This is a genomic window from Pantoea brenneri (genome assembly GCF_038594305.1).
Lineage (GTDB): Bacteria > Pseudomonadota > Gammaproteobacteria > Enterobacterales > Enterobacteriaceae > Pantoea > Pantoea brenneri.
The window spans coordinates 21,641-37,637 of sequence record NZ_JBCGBG010000007.1; the positions used below are offsets into that span (position 1 = coordinate 21,641).

Sequence of the window (15,997 nt, forward strand, 5' to 3'; positions counted from 1 at the left end):
TGAATTATCAACAATGAAAGATGATGCAATTAACAAAAAAGGGAATAAGGGGGAGAAAAGAAAAAGGGGGGAATGGGTCGATAAAGCGGTAGCGCCTCGCACAGGTGCGAGACGCTGAATCCGTTAAACGCTGGTTTGTTGCGTTTTTTCAGCCTGGATGCGTTGATAGATCTCTTCGCGATGCACAGACACTTCTTTCGGAGCGTTAACCCCGATGCGAACCTGGTTACCTTTAACACCCAGCACCGTTACAGTCACCTCATCACCGATCATGAGGGTTTCACCAACTCGACGAGTTAGAATAAGCATTCTTTGCTCCTTGAAAGATTAAAAGAGTCGGGCTTGTACAGGCTCCCGGCATTATCCATCATTTAACGCTGCACAATGAGTATGACAAATACACCAATGCACATCGATGCGCTAATACATTCTGCTGATAGTTAGTTTAGCCGAAATACACTACATCAACCTGACTTTGTCATTTGCTACTCTGACATCGTATGAAAAAGCGCCGGAACAACCGTTCTGACGCTTTATACGATGCCTTGTTTTAATTCACTTACAGACGGCTGCTGACCCAGTCCTCAACCCCTGTTAACGCGCTTTTCAGGGCCGCCACATCGGTTCCGCCAGCCTGCGCCATATCCGGGCGTCCACCGCCCTTGCCGCCGACCTGCTGCGCCAGACCTGCAATCAGTTCACCGGCTTTAACCCGGTCAGTCAAATCTTTGGTCACGCCAGCGATTAACGACACTTTACCTTCCGCAACCGTCGCTAACACAATGATGGCCGAACCCAACTGGTTTTTCAGGTCATCCACCATGGTACGCAACATTTTCGGCTCAACGTTATTCAGCTCACTGACCAGCAGCTTCACGCCTTTCACGTCGATGGCACTGCTGCTCAGAGACGCGCTCTCCTGCGCCGCTTGCTGATCGCGCAGTTGCTGCAACTCTTTCTCCAGCGCCCGTACGTGATCCACCAGACCACGTACTTTTTCATTCAGGTTGCTGCTGTTGGCTTTCACCAGCTGCGCCAGATCGTGCAGCTGGCTGCTCTGCGCATTGACCTGCGCCAGGGCGCCTTCACCGGTAATCGCTTCAATACGACGAACACCCGCCGCAGTGCCTGACTCAGCCTGGATACGGAACAGACCGATGTCGCCGGTACGTGCCGCGTGCGTGCCGCCGCACAGCTCAACCGAGAAATCACCCATGGTCAGGACGCGCACGCGCTGATCATATTTTTCGCCAAACAGCGCCATGGCGCCTTTAGATTTCGCCGCCTCAAGATCCATCACGTCGGTTTCAACCGGCAAGTTGCGACGAATCTGCGCGTTGACAATATCTTCGACCTGGCGAATCTCCTGAGGTTTCATCGCTTCGAAATGCGAGAAGTCAAAACGCAGGTATTTATCGTTAACCAGAGATCCTTTCTGTGCAACATGCTCACCTAATACCTGACGCAGCGCGGCATGCAATAAGTGGGTTGCAGAGTGGTTAAGACGGATACGCGCCCGGCGTGCCGCATCAACTTTTGCTTCAAGGCGATCGCCGATACGTAACTGCCCTGCCGTCAGCTTACCGATATGACCGATTGCCTGACCATATTTTTGTGTGTCCTGTACGCTAAATTCAGCATTCTTCCCTGTCAGCACGCCGGTATCGCCGACCTGACCGCCTGATTCGCCATAGAATGGCGTTTCATCCAGTACCACAACCGCTTCCTGGCCTTCGGTGACTTCATTCACCGACTCGCCTGCCACGTACAGCGCTTTCACCGTCGCGGCTAAATCCAGCTGGTCGTAGCCTTTGAACGAGGACGCCGCATCGATACGAATAACGTTGCTGTAATCCGCGCCGAAACCACTCGCTTCACGTGCGCGCTGGCGCTGTTGCTCCATCGCCTGCTCGAAGCCCGCTTCGTCGATCTTCAGATTGCGTTCGCGGCAGACATCAGCCGTCAGGTCAGCCGGGAAGCCAAAGGTATCGTACAGACGGAAGACCGTTTCGCCATCCAGCGTATCACCCTGCAGTTTCGCCAGCTCTTCGTCCAGCAGCGCCAGGCCGCGTTCCAGAGTCTTAGCGAATTGCTCTTCTTCGCTTTTCAGCACCTGCTCAACCTGAGCCTGCTGACGCTGTAACTCTTCACCGGCCGATCCCATCACCTCAACCAGCGGCGCGACCAGCTTATAGAAGAATGCGTCTTTCGCGCCCAGCATGTTGCCATGACGTACGGCACGACGAATGATGCGACGCAGCACGTAACCACGGTTCTCATTCGACGGGATCACGCCATCGGCAATCAGGAATGCACAGGAGCGGATATGATCGGCAATCACGCGCAGTGATTTATTGCTCAGATCGGTGGCACCGGTCACCTGCGCTACCGCCTGGATCAGTTTCTGGAACAGGTCGATTTCATAGTTAGAGTTGACGTGTTGCAGTACGGCAGTAATGCGCTCCAGGCCCATGCCGGTATCAACCGACGGTTTCGGCAGCGGCAGCATGGTGCCATCCGCCTGACGATTGAACTGCATGAAGACGATGTTCCAGATCTCAATGTAGCGGTCGCCATCCTCTTCCGGGCTGCCTGGTGGTCCACCCCAGATGTGATCGCCGTGATCGTAGAAAATTTCGCTGCAGGGACCGCAAGGGCCGGTGTCGCCCATCTGCCAGAAGTTATCTGACGCGTAAGCCCCGCCCTTGTTGTCGCCGATACGGATAATGCGTTCGTGCGGCACGCCAATCTCGTTGGCCCAGATGGCATAAGCTTCATCATCGGTTTCATATACCGTAACCCACAGACGCTCTTTTGGCAGGCCGAACCACTGCTCGCTCGTCAACAGTTCCCAGGCAAAAGCGATTGCCTCTTTCTTGAAGTAGTCACCAAAGCTGAAATTACCCAGCATTTCAAAGAAAGTGTGGTGACGTGCGGTGTAGCCGACATTTTCAAGATCGTTGTGTTTGCCACCGGCACGCACGCAGCGCTGTGAAGTGGTCGCACGTGAGTAATCACGCTTGTCCTGGCCGAGGAAAACATCTTTGAACTGGTTCATTCCGGCGTTGGTAAACAGCAACGTCGGATCGTTATTCGGTACGAGGGAGCTGCTGGTTACAACCTGATGTCCCTTGCTATGAAAAAAGTCGAGAAACGCTTGACGGATCTCAGCAGTGCTCTTGCTCATATATATCCTGGAATCACGCTAACGAACGTTCCATCTTTTCCGCGATGCCACATCCTGGCGGCGCCTGATTAGAGGAACAAAAAGTGGGAATAAGATAAATTTTCTTCAGTGGGAAGTAAAATTACATCGGCTTTTAGTCGTCAAAATTTCTGAAAACGGACTGAATATCTTCGCTCATGAAGCCTTTTGACTGTAGATAGCGTAGTACTTTGGCTTTCTCTTTCCATTCTTTCGGTAACGGGTGTCCGAATTTACGTTCAGCCAGCTGGGCAGCACAGGCAGACCAGTCCACCTCGGTCTCTTCCATCGCAATATCAATCGCCTCGCGATCGATCCCCTTCTGCGCCAGTTCCAGACGTACCCGCTGTGAACCAAAACCTTTGCGGCTTCGGCTCTGAATAAAACGTTCGGTGAAACGCGCGTCGTTTAGCCAGCCATTTTCCTGGCACCAGTTGAGCACTTTTTCCAGCAGCTCTTCGGTGACGATTTCCGGCTCTTTCTGCTGTGCCCACGCCGCACGCTGCGCCGACTGTTGCAGCTTACGCGCTAATTCGGCACGACTGTGATCGCGCTGTCCAAGAATGCGCATCGCACGGTCGAGCAGACGAGAAAAAGAGACAATGTTGGGTTGGGGCTGGGATTGTTCAGACATACTGCGCACCTTGTACTAACGGGAAGGGGATTATGGCGACAGATCGGGAGAGAAGAAAGGTAAGAAAGAGAGGGTAAGTGGTAAAAAACAACGGGAGTGGATTTCTCCACCCCCGCGTGAGTGATTAGAAGTCTTCGTTCGCTTCACTGGCTGCGTTTTCAACTTTGTCAGCAGACTGCTCTGCTGCAAGCTTATCGTCAGCGCCGTTCAGTAACATTTCACGTAACTTCAGATCAATCTCGTTTGCGACAGCCGCATTCTCTTTGAGGAAGTTGCTGGCATTCGATTTACCCTGACCAATCTTATCGCCCTGGTAGCTGTACCATGCACCCGCTTTTTCGATCAGCTTGTGCTTCACGCCCAGGTCGACCAGTTCGCCGAAGGTGTTGATGCCTTCGCCGTACATGATCTGGAACTCTGCCTGTTTAAATGGCGCCGCGATTTTGTTTTTCACCACTTTAACGCGAGTCTCACTGCCCACCACGTTATCGCCCTCTTTGATAGCGCCGATACGGCGGATATCAAGACGGACAGAAGCGTAGAACTTCAGCGCGTTACCACCGGTAGTGGTTTCCGGGTTACCAAACATCACACCAATTTTCATACGGATCTGGTTGATGAAGATCAGCAGGGTGTTGGACTGCTTCAGGTTACCGGCAAGCTTACGCATCGCCTGGCTCATCATACGTGCCGCCAGGCCCATGTGTGAGTCACCGATTTCACCTTCGATTTCCGCTTTCGGCGTCAGTGCCGCCACGGAGTCGACAATGATTACGTCAACCGCGCCTGAGCGGGCCAGCGCATCACAAATCTCCAGCGCCTGCTCACCGGTGTCTGGCTGCGAACAAAGCAGGTTGTCGATGTCTACGCCCAGTTTCTTGGCGTAAACCGGATCCAGCGCATGCTCAGCATCGATAAAGGCACAGGTTTTGCCTTTACGCTGTGCTGACGCGATTACCTGCAGGGTCAGCGTGGTTTTACCTGAAGACTCTGGCCCGTAAATCTCAACGATACGGCCCATTGGCAGACCGCCTGCGCCTAACGCAATGTCCAGCGACAGCGAACCGGTAGAGATGGTTTCCACATCCATTGAGCGGTCTTCACCCAAGCGCATGATGGAGCCTTTACCAAATTGCTTCTCAATCTGGCCCAGCGCGGCAGCTAAAGCCTTTTGTTTGTTTTCATCAATCGCCATTTCAACTCCTAATCAAGCCGGGTAAACACGCACTCAGGGGTGCCTGCACTCTTTCTGTTGCCGACAATTATACTGTATAGTCATACAGTATCAAGTTTAATTTGTCAGAAATTCGCCATACAGCCGCTGTAGTGCCCAGGCGACGGACTGGCGGCGTACCGCCTCACGGTCACCGGAGAAATGCTGCTGAAAAGTCAGGACTTTATCCTGCGGACCGGCAAAACCGAACCAGACGGTGCCGACCGGTTTTTCCGCACTGCCGCCATCCGGCCCGGCAATACCGCTCACGGAGATGGCGTAGTCTGCCCGGGCGGCGTGCCTTGCGCCCAGCGCCATTTCGCGCACCACGGCTTCACTCACCGCTCCGTACTGTTCCAGCGACGTTGCCTGAACGCCCACCAGCTGCTGCTTGGCATCATTACTGTAGGTCACGAAGCCGCGTTCAAACCAGGCTGAGCTGCCACTGATGTCAGTAAACACCTTGGCAATCCACCCTCCGGTGCAGGATTCTGCACAGGTTACGGTGGCGTTTTGCTGCTTAAGCTTCTCACCGATCTGCGCGCTAAGCGCCTGCAACTGCCGATCATCCATCGTGTTTCTCCCTCAGGTGGTGCAATGAAAGTGGTGCAACACCGCCACTTTTTCAAGCCCTGTCTTAAGTATTGCCCGCTTTTTGCGGCCTGTTTTCCCTTAACCTCAGCTTTTTTTCACGGCAACGATAAAAAGACGCGGGAAAGCGAGCAGAACCTGACCATCGCGCTGCGCCGGATAGGCGCTGAGCAAACGCTGATGATAGGCCGCCAGAAAATCCGCCTGTTCGGCTTCATCCAGCATGGCCAGAAACGGGCGCAGGCCGGTCGCCTGTAGCCAGCTGATAATCGCCTGTGCATCGGCCATCACGTGATAATAGGTGGTGCGCCAGATATCCACGTCACAGCCGGTGCCGGTGAGCAGATCGTAATAGTCGCCGGTCGGGAGCAGCTGTTTACGGTCCGCCGTTTTGGCATCAATACGGGAATGCCAGGGTTCAGACGCCGCCACGTCGCGCATCAATCGATGCGAGGGCTCATTGAGATTATCGGGCATCTGCACTGCCAGCACGCCGCCGGGTGCCAGTTGTTCCACCAGATGGGGAAACAGCGTCGCGTGGTTATCCAGCCACTGTAGCGACGCATTGGCATAGATCACCTGCTGAGGCGTTTCTGCCTGCCAGCTGCGAATGTCCGCCTGTACAAAGCGGCAGTGCGGTAACCGTTCGCGCGCCTGGGCTAACATCGCTGCTGAACTGTCGAGCCCGCAGACCGTGGCCAGCGGCCAGGCTTCAGCCAGCAATTCGGTGCTGTTGCCCGGACCGCAGCCCAAATCGGTCACCTGCTCAACCTCTTCAACGCTGATGTGCGCCAGCAGTTCACGTGCCGGGCGGGTGCGTTCCGCCTCAAACTTGCGATACAACTCAGGATCCCACTCTTTCATGCTCACCTCCGGTTTGGTTATCTGACGTGACCGATCGATAAGACGCTTTAAACGCGGAAAAGTGCGACCTGTTGCTCATTTCTGAATCGAATACTGGCGGTGCTAAGGCGGAATAATTAAGTTAAAACACTGTTTCATTTTCCCTAAACGCTACTCAGGAGTGAGTCATGACTGCAGAATCTGCCTTTGCCGGCGTCTGGTGTCCCTCGGTGACCCCGTTTAATGCGCAGGGTGCGATCGATATCGATGCGCTCGGACGCCATTTTTCGCGCCTCAACCGTTCAGGCATTGATACCTTACTGATCATGGGCAGTATTGGCGAGTTCGCCTCATTGACGCAGCAGGAACGCTTACAGCTGATTAAAGAAGCCCGTCCCCTATCGCCGCTGACAATGGTGGCTAATGTCTCCGCTACCTGCGTCGCGGATATGCTGTCGCTGGCTGAAGCGGCATGGGAAAGTGGTTACGACGCGGTGATGGTTCTGCCGCCCTACTACTACGGCCAGACGCAGAACCAGCTGATGCATTATTTTGAAACGCTCGATCAGCAGTTAGGCGGCAAGTGGTTTGCCTATAATTTTCCGGCGCGCACCGGCTGCGACCTCTCCCCCACGCTGGTCGCCGCGTTAGCAGCAAAACTGCCGAATTTCATCGGCATTAAGGATACCGTCGACTGCCTGTCGCATAACCGGGCAATGATTGACGAGACAAAAAAGGTACGCAGCGATTTTGCGGTGCTGTCGGGCTATGACGAATATCTGTTGCCCAATCTGCTGGCGGGTGGCGCCGGGGTAATCTCGGGACTGAACAATATTGTGCCGGAGGTTTTTGCCCAAATGATGCAGGCGTGGCGTGACGGCAATATGGCTGAACTGACGCGTATCCAGCAACAGATTGGCCGGATGATGGCGATTTACAGCATCGGTGATGACTTTGTGACCACGATAAAAACCGCGGTGTCGCGTCGCTATGATTCAATGCGTAGCGCATCGCGTAATTACGGTGGCACTTTAGACGCGCAACAGTGTGCGGCGCTCGATCGGTTATTCAGCTAATCAGCATTACGGGCGCCTCCCTGCGCCCGCCAGCCTCAGTTCTTTTTGACGAACTCAGACTTCAATTTCATCGGACCAAAACCGTCGATCTTACAGTCGATGTTGTGGTCCCCTTCAACCAGACGGATGCTTTTCACTTTGGTGCCAATCTTCAGCGACGAAGAACTCCCCTTCACCTTGAGATCTTTAATCACTGTGACGCTGTCGCCATCTGCCAGCAGATTGCCGTTAGCGTCACGCACTTCCAGCGACTGATTGCTGCTGTCACTTTCCGCCTCGGTCCAGATATGACCACAGGAAGGACAGTTAAGGTTATCGCCATCTTGCCAGGTGTAATCGGCGTGACAGGCTGGGCAGGCAGGTAAAGACATAACGACTCCAGAGATAACAAGGGCTGATGGGCCTGAAAAAGGGCGTCATCATATAACCTTACAGTTGATAAGGACAGTCTTTATAGCATTCCGCCCTGCCGCGCCTTGCTAACGGCCTCGCCTAACTGCCACACCGCCATCGCGTAATGGGTGCTGTGGTTATAACGGGTAATGACATAAAAGTTGGGTAAACCGTACCAGTACTGATAGCTGGTGCCCAAATCAAGCCGTAGCAGGCTCACCTGGTCGTTGCCATTGAGTGAGCCCTGCGGCGACAGGCCGGAGGCAGCCAGCATGCCTACGCTGTAGCGGGTCTTGAAGCCATCTTCAAGCAAGGGCGCCTGACCACTGGCCGGGACCGCAATGTTTTCGCCGCTGCGCCAGCCGTGCTGCTGGAAGTAGTGCGCCACGCTGCCGATGGCATCAACCGGATCCCACAGGTTGGCGTGGCCATCACCGTTGAAGTCCACCGCGTACTCTTTGTAGGACGATGGCATGAACTGACCATAGCCCATCGCCCCGGCAAACGAGCCTTTCAGCGCCAGCGGATCGTCCTGCTCATTACGCGCCATCAACAGGAAGGTTTCCAGTTCGCTGCTGAAGTAAGCCGCGCGACGCGGATAGTTGAAGGATAAGGTCGCGAGCGCATCCAGAATACGCGTTTTCCCCATCACGCGCCCCCAGCGGGTTTCAACGCCAATGATGCCGACGATGATTTCAGGCGGCACGCCGTAGACCTGCTGCGCGCGTTGCAGCGCATCCTGATATTGATCCCAGAAGGCGACGCCGTTTTGGACGTTGTCCGGCGTAATAAACTTATTGCGATAGCGAATCCAGGCACCGTTAGGTCCCGGTGCCGGCGTATAGCTCGGTGCCTGGCGATCCATCAGGCGCAGCACATAGTCCAGCCGCTTTGCCTGACCAATAATGTTATGCAGTTGCTGGCGATCGAAGCCGTGCTTCTCCACCATCTGATCGATAAATTGTTCTGCCGCCGGGTTGCCGGCAAAGTCACCAAACATCGCGGATCCACTGTGCGACGGCTGGAGCAAGAATCCACCTTGCGGTGCAGCCAGCATCTTTTGCTGTTGGGGGACTTCAGGTTTGCTGCTGCAGGAGGCCAGTAACGGGATGAACGCAAGGAGAGCTAGCTTGAGACGCATCGGTAATCCATAAACGAGGGGGTAGATTCAGATGCGCTAATAGTAGTCGTTCAGCGCAACGACATACAGGTCAAATTCTTAAAAAAACGTCAAGAAACTGCCCCGAAAAACGGTCACCGGACGCGCTGTGCCGGTGACCGTCACCTCGTCAGCGGCGATTTCTCACCAGCTGATAACGACGGGTGAGATACTCCACCGGCGCGCTCCAGATATGCACCAGGCGGCAGAATGGAAACAGCAGGAATAACGTCATTCCCAGCACCATATGTAGCCGGTAGATCAGAGCCACGCCGTCAAGATGATGGGATGCACCGCCATGGAAGGTCACCACTGCCTGCGCCCAGCCCACCAGCTTCATCATCTCGCTGCCATCCATATGCTGTGCCGAGAAAGGAATGGTCAGCAGTCCGAGGGTAGCCTGCGCCACCAGTAAGCTCAGGATAAGGATATCGCCGACGCTGCTGGTTGCCCGCACCCGAGGGTTAGTCAGACGGCGTTTCAGCAACAGTGCGCCACCGGCCAGCGTCATCGCGCCAAACACGCCACCGGCAATCATCGCCAGCTTTTGCTTCACGTCGAGCGGCAGAAAGGATTGATACATCCAGTGAGGCGTCAGCATCCCGACGATATGGCCGAAAAAGATACCGATGATGCCGATGTGGAACAGGTTAGAGGCGAGCCGCATCCCTTTTTTATCCAGCATCTGGCTGGAACCGGCGCGCCAGCTGTACTGCCCGTAATCGTAGCGCAGCCAGCTGCCGACCAGAAAGACCGTCCCGGCAAGGTAGGGGTAAATATCAAAGAAGAAAGTGTTGAGAAAATTCATGCTGATTCTCCTGTGGCGCGCGGAGTAGCCTGAGCGATATCCAGATACTGCGGCGCAACCGCTGCGGCGAAACGGCGCTGATGCGCGGCCTGTTGCGCCGAGGCGCAGCCCTGTTCGCCAAGAAATTTAACCTGCTCCTCTTCCCAGACGGCATCCAGGGCCGCCGGGGTATCGTCGCGTGCTTCCTGTGCCACCTGCGGCCGTAAGGCGTCAGGCTGGATAGCGGTACCCGAAAGCGTTAACAGCGCACTGAACAGAGCGGCATAGGGACTTTCACGTTCCACCAGCCGCGCCGCCAGGAGCGCCAGGATCGGCGCGATATCCTCTAAACCCTGACGCACCTCATCAGCCGTTTTACAGGCGAGGTATTCAAGGTAAAGCGGGAGATAATCAGGCAGCTCTTTGCTATCCAGCTCCAGTCCGTCGGCCCGATACTGCGCCAGCAGATCGACCATCGCCTGACCGCGATCGCGTGACTCACCGTGCACATGTTCAAACAGCAACAGCGAGGTGGCGCGGCCGCGATCAAACAGTTCGCAGTAATCAGCCTGAACGTCGAGCAGTGGCCGGGCGCAGAGCTGGTGGATAAAGTCCACCAGCCGTGCGCTCTGCGCTGGGTCGAGTTCAGGGGCGCTTTCCAGCGCCTCAATCAGGTTCTGATGGTGGCTAAACAGCGCCTCATCCGGGTAATCCAGCAGGCGCGACAGCACACGTAGCGCAATCATGATGCATCCTCCGGGCGTACGGTTTGTTTAGTGATGTCGATGGCATCGATACGGCGGCTGTTGAACAGGTTGAATTTGCTGTCGCTGCCGTGGCAGCCATCGCCGAAGCTAAAGCCGCAGCCTTTACTTTCCGGGAAGGCTTCACGTGCCAGTTCGCGATGGCTGGACGGCACCACAAAGCGATCTTCGTAGTTGGCGATAGCCAGATAACGGTACATCTCCTGCGCCTGCGCTTCGCTCAGACCGACCTGTTCCAGCGCCCGGACATCGCGTTTACCTTCGACGCTTTCTGCCCGCTTGTAATGACGCATCGCCAGCATGCGTTTCAGCGCCAGCAGCACCGGCGCGGTATCACCGGCGGTCAGCAGGTTCGCCAGATACTCGACCGGAATACGCAGGCTTTCAACGTCCGGCAGCACGCCGGTGTGCGCCAGTGCACCACCGTCGACGGCTGACTGAATCGGTGACAACGGCGGCACATACCACACCATCGGCAGGGTGCGATATTCCGGATGCAGCGGCAGCGCCAGCTTCCAGTCCATCGCCATTTTGTACACCGGCGAACGTTGCGCCGCGTCAATCACGCTTTGCGCTACGCCATCTTTCAGCGCCTGGGCGATCACCGCCGGATCGTGTGGATCGAGGAAGATATCCAGCTGGCTCTGATAGAGATCTTTTTCGTTCTCTGCTGAGGCGGCCTGTTCAATACGGTCTGCGTCATACAGCAGTACGCCGAGATAGCGGATACGTCCGACACAGGTTTCCGAGCAGACGGTCGGCTGGCCGGCTTCAATACGCGGATAGCAGAAAATGCATTTTTCTGATTTGCCGCTCTTCCAGTTGAAGTAGATCTTTTTGTACGGGCAGCCGGTAAGGCACATACGCCAGCCACGGCATTTATCCTGGTCGATCAACACAATGCCATCTTCTTCACGCTTGTAGATGGCACCACTCGGACAGGTCGCCACGCAGGCAGGGTTGAGGCAATGCTCACACAGGCGCGGCAGATACATCATGAAGGTGTGTTCAAACTGGCCGTAAATATCCTTCTGGATATTGTCGAAGTTTTTATCCTGTGAACGTTTGGAAAATTCACCGCCGAGGATCTCTTCCCAGTTCGGGCCATTTTCGATTTTTTTCATCCGCTGACCGGTGATCAGTGAACGCGGGCGTGCAATCGGCTGGTGCTTACCGGCCGGCGCATTGTGCAGATGCTGGTAATCGAAATCGAACGGTTCGTAGTAATCATCCAGCGCCGGCACATCCGGGTTAGCGAAGATTTTTGACAGCACGCCGACACGGTTTCCCATGCGCGGCTCCAGCTTGCCGTTGATTTTCCGGATCCAGCCGCCCTTCCATTTCTGCTGATCTTCCCAGGCGTGGGGATAACCGACGCCGGGCTTGCTCTCTACGTTGTTGAACCAGGCATATTCCATCCCTTCACGACTGGTCCAGACGTTTTTGCAGGTTACCGAGCAGGTGTGGCAGCCGATACATTTGTCGAGGTTCAGCACCATGCCGACCTGTGAGCGAATTTTCATGGTTTTACCTCCTGCTGGCTGCCCTGACAGGCATCGTTGCCTTCCCCGTCTAACCAGTTAATGTTGTTCATTTTTCTTACCACCACGAATTCATCGCGGTTAGAACCGACGGTGCCGTAATAGTTAAAGCCCCAGGAGAGCTGGGCATAGCCGCCGATCATATGGGTCGGTTTCGGACAGGTACGGGTGACGGAGTTATGAATACCGCCGCGCTGGCTGGTGATCTCTGAACCCGGAATATTCACAATACGTTCCTGGGCGTGATACATCATGGTCATCCCGGCCGGAATACGCTGGCTTACCACCGCACGCGCGGTCAGCGCACCGTTGGCATTGAACGCCTCAATCCAGTCGTTATCGACAATCCCCAGTTCACGGGCATCGTCTTCGCTCATCCAGACAATCGGTCCGCCGCGCGACAGGGTCAGCATCAGCAGGTTATCGCTGTAGGTGGAGTGAATGCCCCACTTCTGGTGTGGTGTCAGGAAGTTCAGTGCCTTCTCCGGATTACCGTTAGGTTTGCTGTTGAGCAACGGTTTGGCAGCACGGGTATCAATCGGCGGACGGTAGACCAGCAGGCTTTCACCAAAGGCACGCATCCACTCATGATCCTGATACAGCTGCTGGCGGCCACTCAGGGTGCGCCACGGAATCAGCTCGTGAACGTTGGTGTAGCAGGCGTTGTAGGAGACATGTTCGTCTTCCAGACCAGACCAGGTTGGGCTGGAGATGATTTTGCGCGGCTGTGCCTGGATATCGCGGAAGCGAATTTTTTCATCTTCCTTGTTCAGCGCCAGATGGGTATGGTCGCGGCCGGTAATCTCACCCAGCGCCTGCCAGGCTTTAACGGCTACCTGACCGTTGGTTTCCGGGGCCAGCGTCAGGATCACTTCTGCCGCGTCGATGGCCGTGTCGATATTCGGCCGTCCCGCTGCCGGGCCATCCGCTTTGACATAGTTAAGCTGCTTAAGGAAATCGACTTCTTTCTCAGTATTCCAGCCGATGCCTTTGCCGCCGTTACCCAGGGTATCAAGCAGCGGACCCAGTGAGGTAAAGCGCGCCCAGGTGGCCGGATAATCACGCTCTACCAGCATGATGTGTGGCGCGGTTTTACCTGGAATCAGCTCACATTCGCCTTTCTTCCAGTCTCTGGCGTCAAACGGCTGCGCCAGTTCGGCTGGCGAATCGTGCAGTACCGGCAGCGTGACCACATCCGTTTCTACCCCTAAATGGCCAGGGCAGAGATCGGAGAAGGCTTTTGCGATGCCCTTATAGATTTCCCAGTCGCTTTTTGAATCCCAGGCTGGATCGACCGCGGCAGAGAGCGGATGAATAAACGGATGCATATCCGAGGTATTCATGTCGTCTTTTTCATACCAGGTGGCGGTTGGCAGCACCACATCAGAGTAGAGGCAGGTACTCGACATACGGAAATCGAGGGTCACCACCAGATCCAGTTTGCCTTCAGCCCCCTGATCCAGCCACTCCACCTCTTCAGGCTTGACGCCGCCCTGCTTACCCAGATCTTTACCCTGAATGCCGTTTTCAGTACCCAGCAGGTACTTCAGCATATATTCGTGCCCTTTACCGGATGAGCCGAGCAGGTTAGAACGCCAGACAAACAGGTTACGCGGGAAGTTCTGCGGATCGTCTGGCTGTTCGGCGGCGAAACGCAGCGTGCCTTTTTTCAGACTCTCAACGGTGTAATCCAGCGGCGACAGGCCAGCGGCTTGCGCCTGTGCGGCGATATGCAGCGGGTTAACGTTGAGCTGCGGCGCCGACGGGAGCCAGCCCATGCGCTCAGAACGCACGTTAAGGTCGATCAGGCTGCCGCTGTAGCGACTTTTATCTGCCAGCGGCGACAGCAGCTCGCTGGTGGCGAGGGTTTCATAACGCCACTGGCTGGAGTGGTTATAGAAGAATGAGGTACTGTTCATCTGACGTGGCGGACGTTGCCAGTCGAGGCCAAATGCCAGCGGGGCCCAGCCGGTCTGCGGACGCAGTTTCTCCTGACCCACATAGTGCGCCCAGCCACCGCCGCTCTGACCGACGCAGCCGCAGAAGATCAGCATGTTCATCAGGCCACGGTAGTTCATGTCCATGTGATACCAGTGGTTCATACCGGCACCGACGATAATCATTGAGCGGCCGCGGGTCTTCTCAGCATTGTCGGCAAATTCACGGGCAATGCGGATGATATTCTGGCGCGAAACGCCGGTGATCTTCTCGGCCCAGGCCGGGCTGTACGCTTTCACCTCGTCGTAGTTTTGCGCGCAGTTGGCATCACCCAGTCCGCGCTCCAGACCGTAGTTTGCCAGCGTCAGATCGTAAACGCTGGTGACCAGCGCTTCGCTGCCATCGGCCAGTTGCAGACGTTTTACCGGCAGCTTATGCAGCAGGATTTCATCCAGCGCGACGCTGTTGAAATGCTCACTGGTGATCCCGCCAAAGTAAGGGAAACCAACTTCAACCACCTCGTCATGGCCACCCAGCAGACTGAGCTGCAGTTGAACTTCCTGCTGCGTCGTCCCGTCACGCTGCTCAAGGTTCCATTTACCTTTTTCACCCCAGCGGAAGCCGATTGAACCCTGCGGTGCCACCAGCTGGCCGGTCGCCTCGTTGATCGCCACCGTTTTCCATTCAGGATTATTATCCTGACCGAGACCATCGATCAGATCGCTGGCTCGCAGCTGGCGTCCGGCGGCGTAAAAGCCACCTTCACGCGGCTCCAGCAACACCAGCATTGGCATATCGGTATAACGACGCACGTAGTCGCTGAAATAGCTGACTTCGCGATCGAGATGAAACTCCTTCAGCATCACGTGGCCCATCGCCAGCGCCATTGCACTGTCGGTGCCCTGTTTCGGATTCAGCCACTGGTCGCACAGCTTGGCAACCTCGGCATAGTCCGGCGTCACCGCCACGGTTTTGGTGCCTTTGTAACGCACTTCGGTAAAGAAGTGCGCATCAGGGGTACGCGTCTGCGGCACGTTTGAGCCCCAGGCGATGATGTAAGAAGAGTTGTACCAGTCGGCCGATTCCGGCACGTCGGTCTGTTCGCCCCAGGTCATCGGTGATGCCGGAGGCAGATCGCAATACCAGTCGTAAAAACTCAGGCAGGTACCGCCAATCAACGACAGATAACGCGCGCCTGCCGCATAGGAGACCATCGACATCGCCGGGATAGGTGAGAAACCCATCACCCGGTCCGGACCGTAGGTTTTCGCAGTGCAGATGTTAGCGGCGGCGATCATCTCATTGACCTCCTGCCAGCTGGACCGCACAAACCCACCGCGGCCGCGCGCCTGCTTATAGCTTTTGGCTTTTTCCGGGTTGCTGATAATCGAGGCCCAGGCATCGACCGGATCGCTGTGCTGCTGTTTCGCCTCGCGCCACAGCTGAATCAGCTTCTTACGCATCAGTGGATATTTCAGCCGGTTGGCGCTGTAGAGATACCAGGAATAACTGGCACCACGCGGACAGCCACGCGGTTCGTGATTAGGCAGATCGGGACGGGTACGCGGATAGTCGGTCTGTTGCGTCTCCCAGGTCACCAGGCCATTTTTCACGTAGATTTTCCAGCTGCAGGAGCCGGTGCAGTTGACCCCATGCGTGGAGCGGACAATTTTATCGTGCTGCCAGCGACTGCGGTAACCATCTTCCCAGTCTCGGTTGCTGTTCAGTGACTGGCCATGTTCGCCAGAGAAAGGCTCCGCCAGCTGTTTAAAATAGCGAAACCGATCGAGAAACTTGCTCATCCGGAATACTCCTGAAGGCTTAATGTGACATTGCTAACTCTGCGTCGGTGA

13 protein-coding genes are annotated in these 15,997 nt (G+C 55.6%); 1 reads left to right on the forward strand and 12 read right to left on the reverse strand.

What is annotated here, in order from left to right:
• Window positions 1-123 precede the first annotated feature (123 nt).
• From csrA to tam, 6 genes are all read right to left on the reverse strand, one after another.
• Window positions 124-309: a carbon storage regulator CsrA gene (csrA, locus tag AABB92_RS19640; protein WP_008927091.1), complete on the reverse strand. Its 186-nt coding sequence runs from the start codon at window positions 307-309 to the stop codon at window positions 124-126.
• Between the two features lie 250 nt (window positions 310-559).
• Window positions 560-3,187 (reverse strand): alanine--tRNA ligase, encoded by a 2,628-nt coding sequence (alaS, locus tag AABB92_RS19645; RefSeq protein WP_031374769.1) that lies wholly within the window; start codon window positions 3,185-3,187, stop codon window positions 560-562.
• A 133-nt stretch (window positions 3,188-3,320) separates the two neighbouring features.
• The gene (locus tag AABB92_RS19650; protein WP_031374768.1) at window positions 3,321-3,839 is read right to left on the reverse strand and encodes a regulatory protein RecX; all 519 of its coding nucleotides are present in this window, start codon (window positions 3,837-3,839) and stop codon (window positions 3,321-3,323) included.
• A 124-nt stretch (window positions 3,840-3,963) separates the two neighbouring features.
• Complete coding sequence (recA, locus tag AABB92_RS19655) at window positions 3,964-5,034, reverse strand: recombinase RecA (RefSeq protein WP_031374767.1); 1,071 nt, start codon at window positions 5,032-5,034, stop codon at window positions 3,964-3,966.
• A gap of 96 nt (window positions 5,035-5,130) precedes the next feature.
• Entirely contained in the window at window positions 5,131-5,625 is a 495-nt protein-coding gene (pncC, locus tag AABB92_RS19660; RefSeq protein WP_046289604.1) for a nicotinamide-nucleotide amidase, read from the reverse strand.
• A 105-nt stretch (window positions 5,626-5,730) separates the two neighbouring features.
• Window positions 5,731-6,507, reverse strand: a complete 777-nt coding sequence (tam, locus tag AABB92_RS19665) for a trans-aconitate 2-methyltransferase (RefSeq protein ID WP_031374766.1) — start codon at window positions 6,505-6,507, stop codon at window positions 5,731-5,733.
• Window positions 6,508-6,674: 167 nt separating this feature from the next.
• Between tam and AABB92_RS19670 the strand changes: the two genes are divergently transcribed.
• On the forward strand, window positions 6,675-7,562 hold the full coding sequence (locus tag AABB92_RS19670; protein WP_031374765.1) for a dihydrodipicolinate synthase family protein: 888 nt from the start codon (window positions 6,675-6,677) through the stop codon (window positions 7,560-7,562).
• Between the two features lie 35 nt (window positions 7,563-7,597).
• Here the strand turns inward: AABB92_RS19670 and AABB92_RS19675 are convergent, their stop codons facing one another.
• The 6 genes from AABB92_RS19675 to AABB92_RS19700 form a co-directional block, all read right to left on the reverse strand.
• Entirely contained in the window at window positions 7,598-7,933 is a 336-nt protein-coding gene (locus tag AABB92_RS19675; protein ID WP_031374764.1) for a zinc ribbon domain-containing protein YjdM, read from the reverse strand.
• Between the two features lie 80 nt (window positions 7,934-8,013).
• Entirely contained in the window at window positions 8,014-9,096 is a 1,083-nt protein-coding gene (gene mltB / locus AABB92_RS19680; protein WP_031374763.1) for a lytic murein transglycosylase B, read from the reverse strand.
• Between the two features lie 148 nt (window positions 9,097-9,244).
• Entirely contained in the window at window positions 9,245-9,922 is a 678-nt protein-coding gene (gene narI, locus AABB92_RS19685; RefSeq protein ID WP_031374762.1) for a respiratory nitrate reductase subunit gamma, read from the reverse strand.
• Window positions 9,919-10,647 (reverse strand): nitrate reductase molybdenum cofactor assembly chaperone, encoded by a 729-nt coding sequence (narJ, locus tag AABB92_RS19690; RefSeq protein WP_031374761.1) that lies wholly within the window; start codon window positions 10,645-10,647, stop codon window positions 9,919-9,921. The genes narI and narJ overlap by 4 nt, the downstream gene beginning before the upstream one ends.
• The gene (narH, locus tag AABB92_RS19695; RefSeq protein ID WP_031374760.1) at window positions 10,644-12,188 is read right to left on the reverse strand and encodes a nitrate reductase subunit beta; all 1,545 of its coding nucleotides are present in this window, start codon (window positions 12,186-12,188) and stop codon (window positions 10,644-10,646) included. The genes narJ and narH overlap by 4 nt, the downstream gene beginning before the upstream one ends.
• The gene (locus tag AABB92_RS19700; RefSeq protein WP_031374759.1) at window positions 12,185-15,946 is read right to left on the reverse strand and encodes a nitrate reductase subunit alpha; all 3,762 of its coding nucleotides are present in this window, start codon (window positions 15,944-15,946) and stop codon (window positions 12,185-12,187) included. Before AABB92_RS19700 ends, narH begins: the two co-directional genes overlap by 4 nt.
• Window positions 15,947-15,997: the final 51 nt, after the last annotated feature.

Bases quoted from the DNA above. Each gene is read 5' to 3' on its own strand.
- csrA (WP_008927091.1), bottom strand. From the start codon at position 309: ATGCTTATTCTAACTCGTCGAGTTGGTGAAACCCTCATGATCGGTGAT.
- alaS (WP_031374769.1), bottom strand. From the start codon at position 3,187: ATGAGCAAGAGCACTGCTGAGATCCGTCAAGCGTTTCTCGACTTTTTT.
- AABB92_RS19650 (WP_031374768.1), bottom strand. From the start codon at position 3,839: ATGTCTGAACAATCCCAGCCCCAACCCAACATTGTCTCTTTTTCTCGT.
- recA (WP_031374767.1), bottom strand. From the start codon at position 5,034: ATGGCGATTGATGAAAACAAACAAAAGGCTTTAGCTGCCGCGCTGGGC.
- pncC (WP_046289604.1), bottom strand. From the start codon at position 5,625: ATGGATGATCGGCAGTTGCAGGCGCTTAGCGCGCAGATCGGTGAGAAG.
- tam (WP_031374766.1), bottom strand. From the start codon at position 6,507: ATGAAAGAGTGGGATCCTGAGTTGTATCGCAAGTTTGAGGCGGAACGC.
- AABB92_RS19670 (WP_031374765.1), top strand. From the start codon at position 6,675: ATGACTGCAGAATCTGCCTTTGCCGGCGTCTGGTGTCCCTCGGTGACC.
- AABB92_RS19675 (WP_031374764.1), bottom strand. From the start codon at position 7,933: ATGTCTTTACCTGCCTGCCCAGCCTGTCACGCCGATTACACCTGGCAA.
- mltB (WP_031374763.1), bottom strand. From the start codon at position 9,096: ATGCGTCTCAAGCTAGCTCTCCTTGCGTTCATCCCGTTACTGGCCTCC.
- narI (WP_031374762.1), bottom strand. From the start codon at position 9,922: ATGAATTTTCTCAACACTTTCTTCTTTGATATTTACCCCTACCTTGCC.
- narJ (WP_031374761.1), bottom strand. From the start codon at position 10,647: ATGATTGCGCTACGTGTGCTGTCGCGCCTGCTGGATTACCCGGATGAG.
- narH (WP_031374760.1), bottom strand. From the start codon at position 12,188: ATGAAAATTCGCTCACAGGTCGGCATGGTGCTGAACCTCGACAAATGT.
- AABB92_RS19700 (WP_031374759.1), bottom strand. From the start codon at position 15,946: ATGAGCAAGTTTCTCGATCGGTTTCGCTATTTTAAACAGCTGGCGGAG.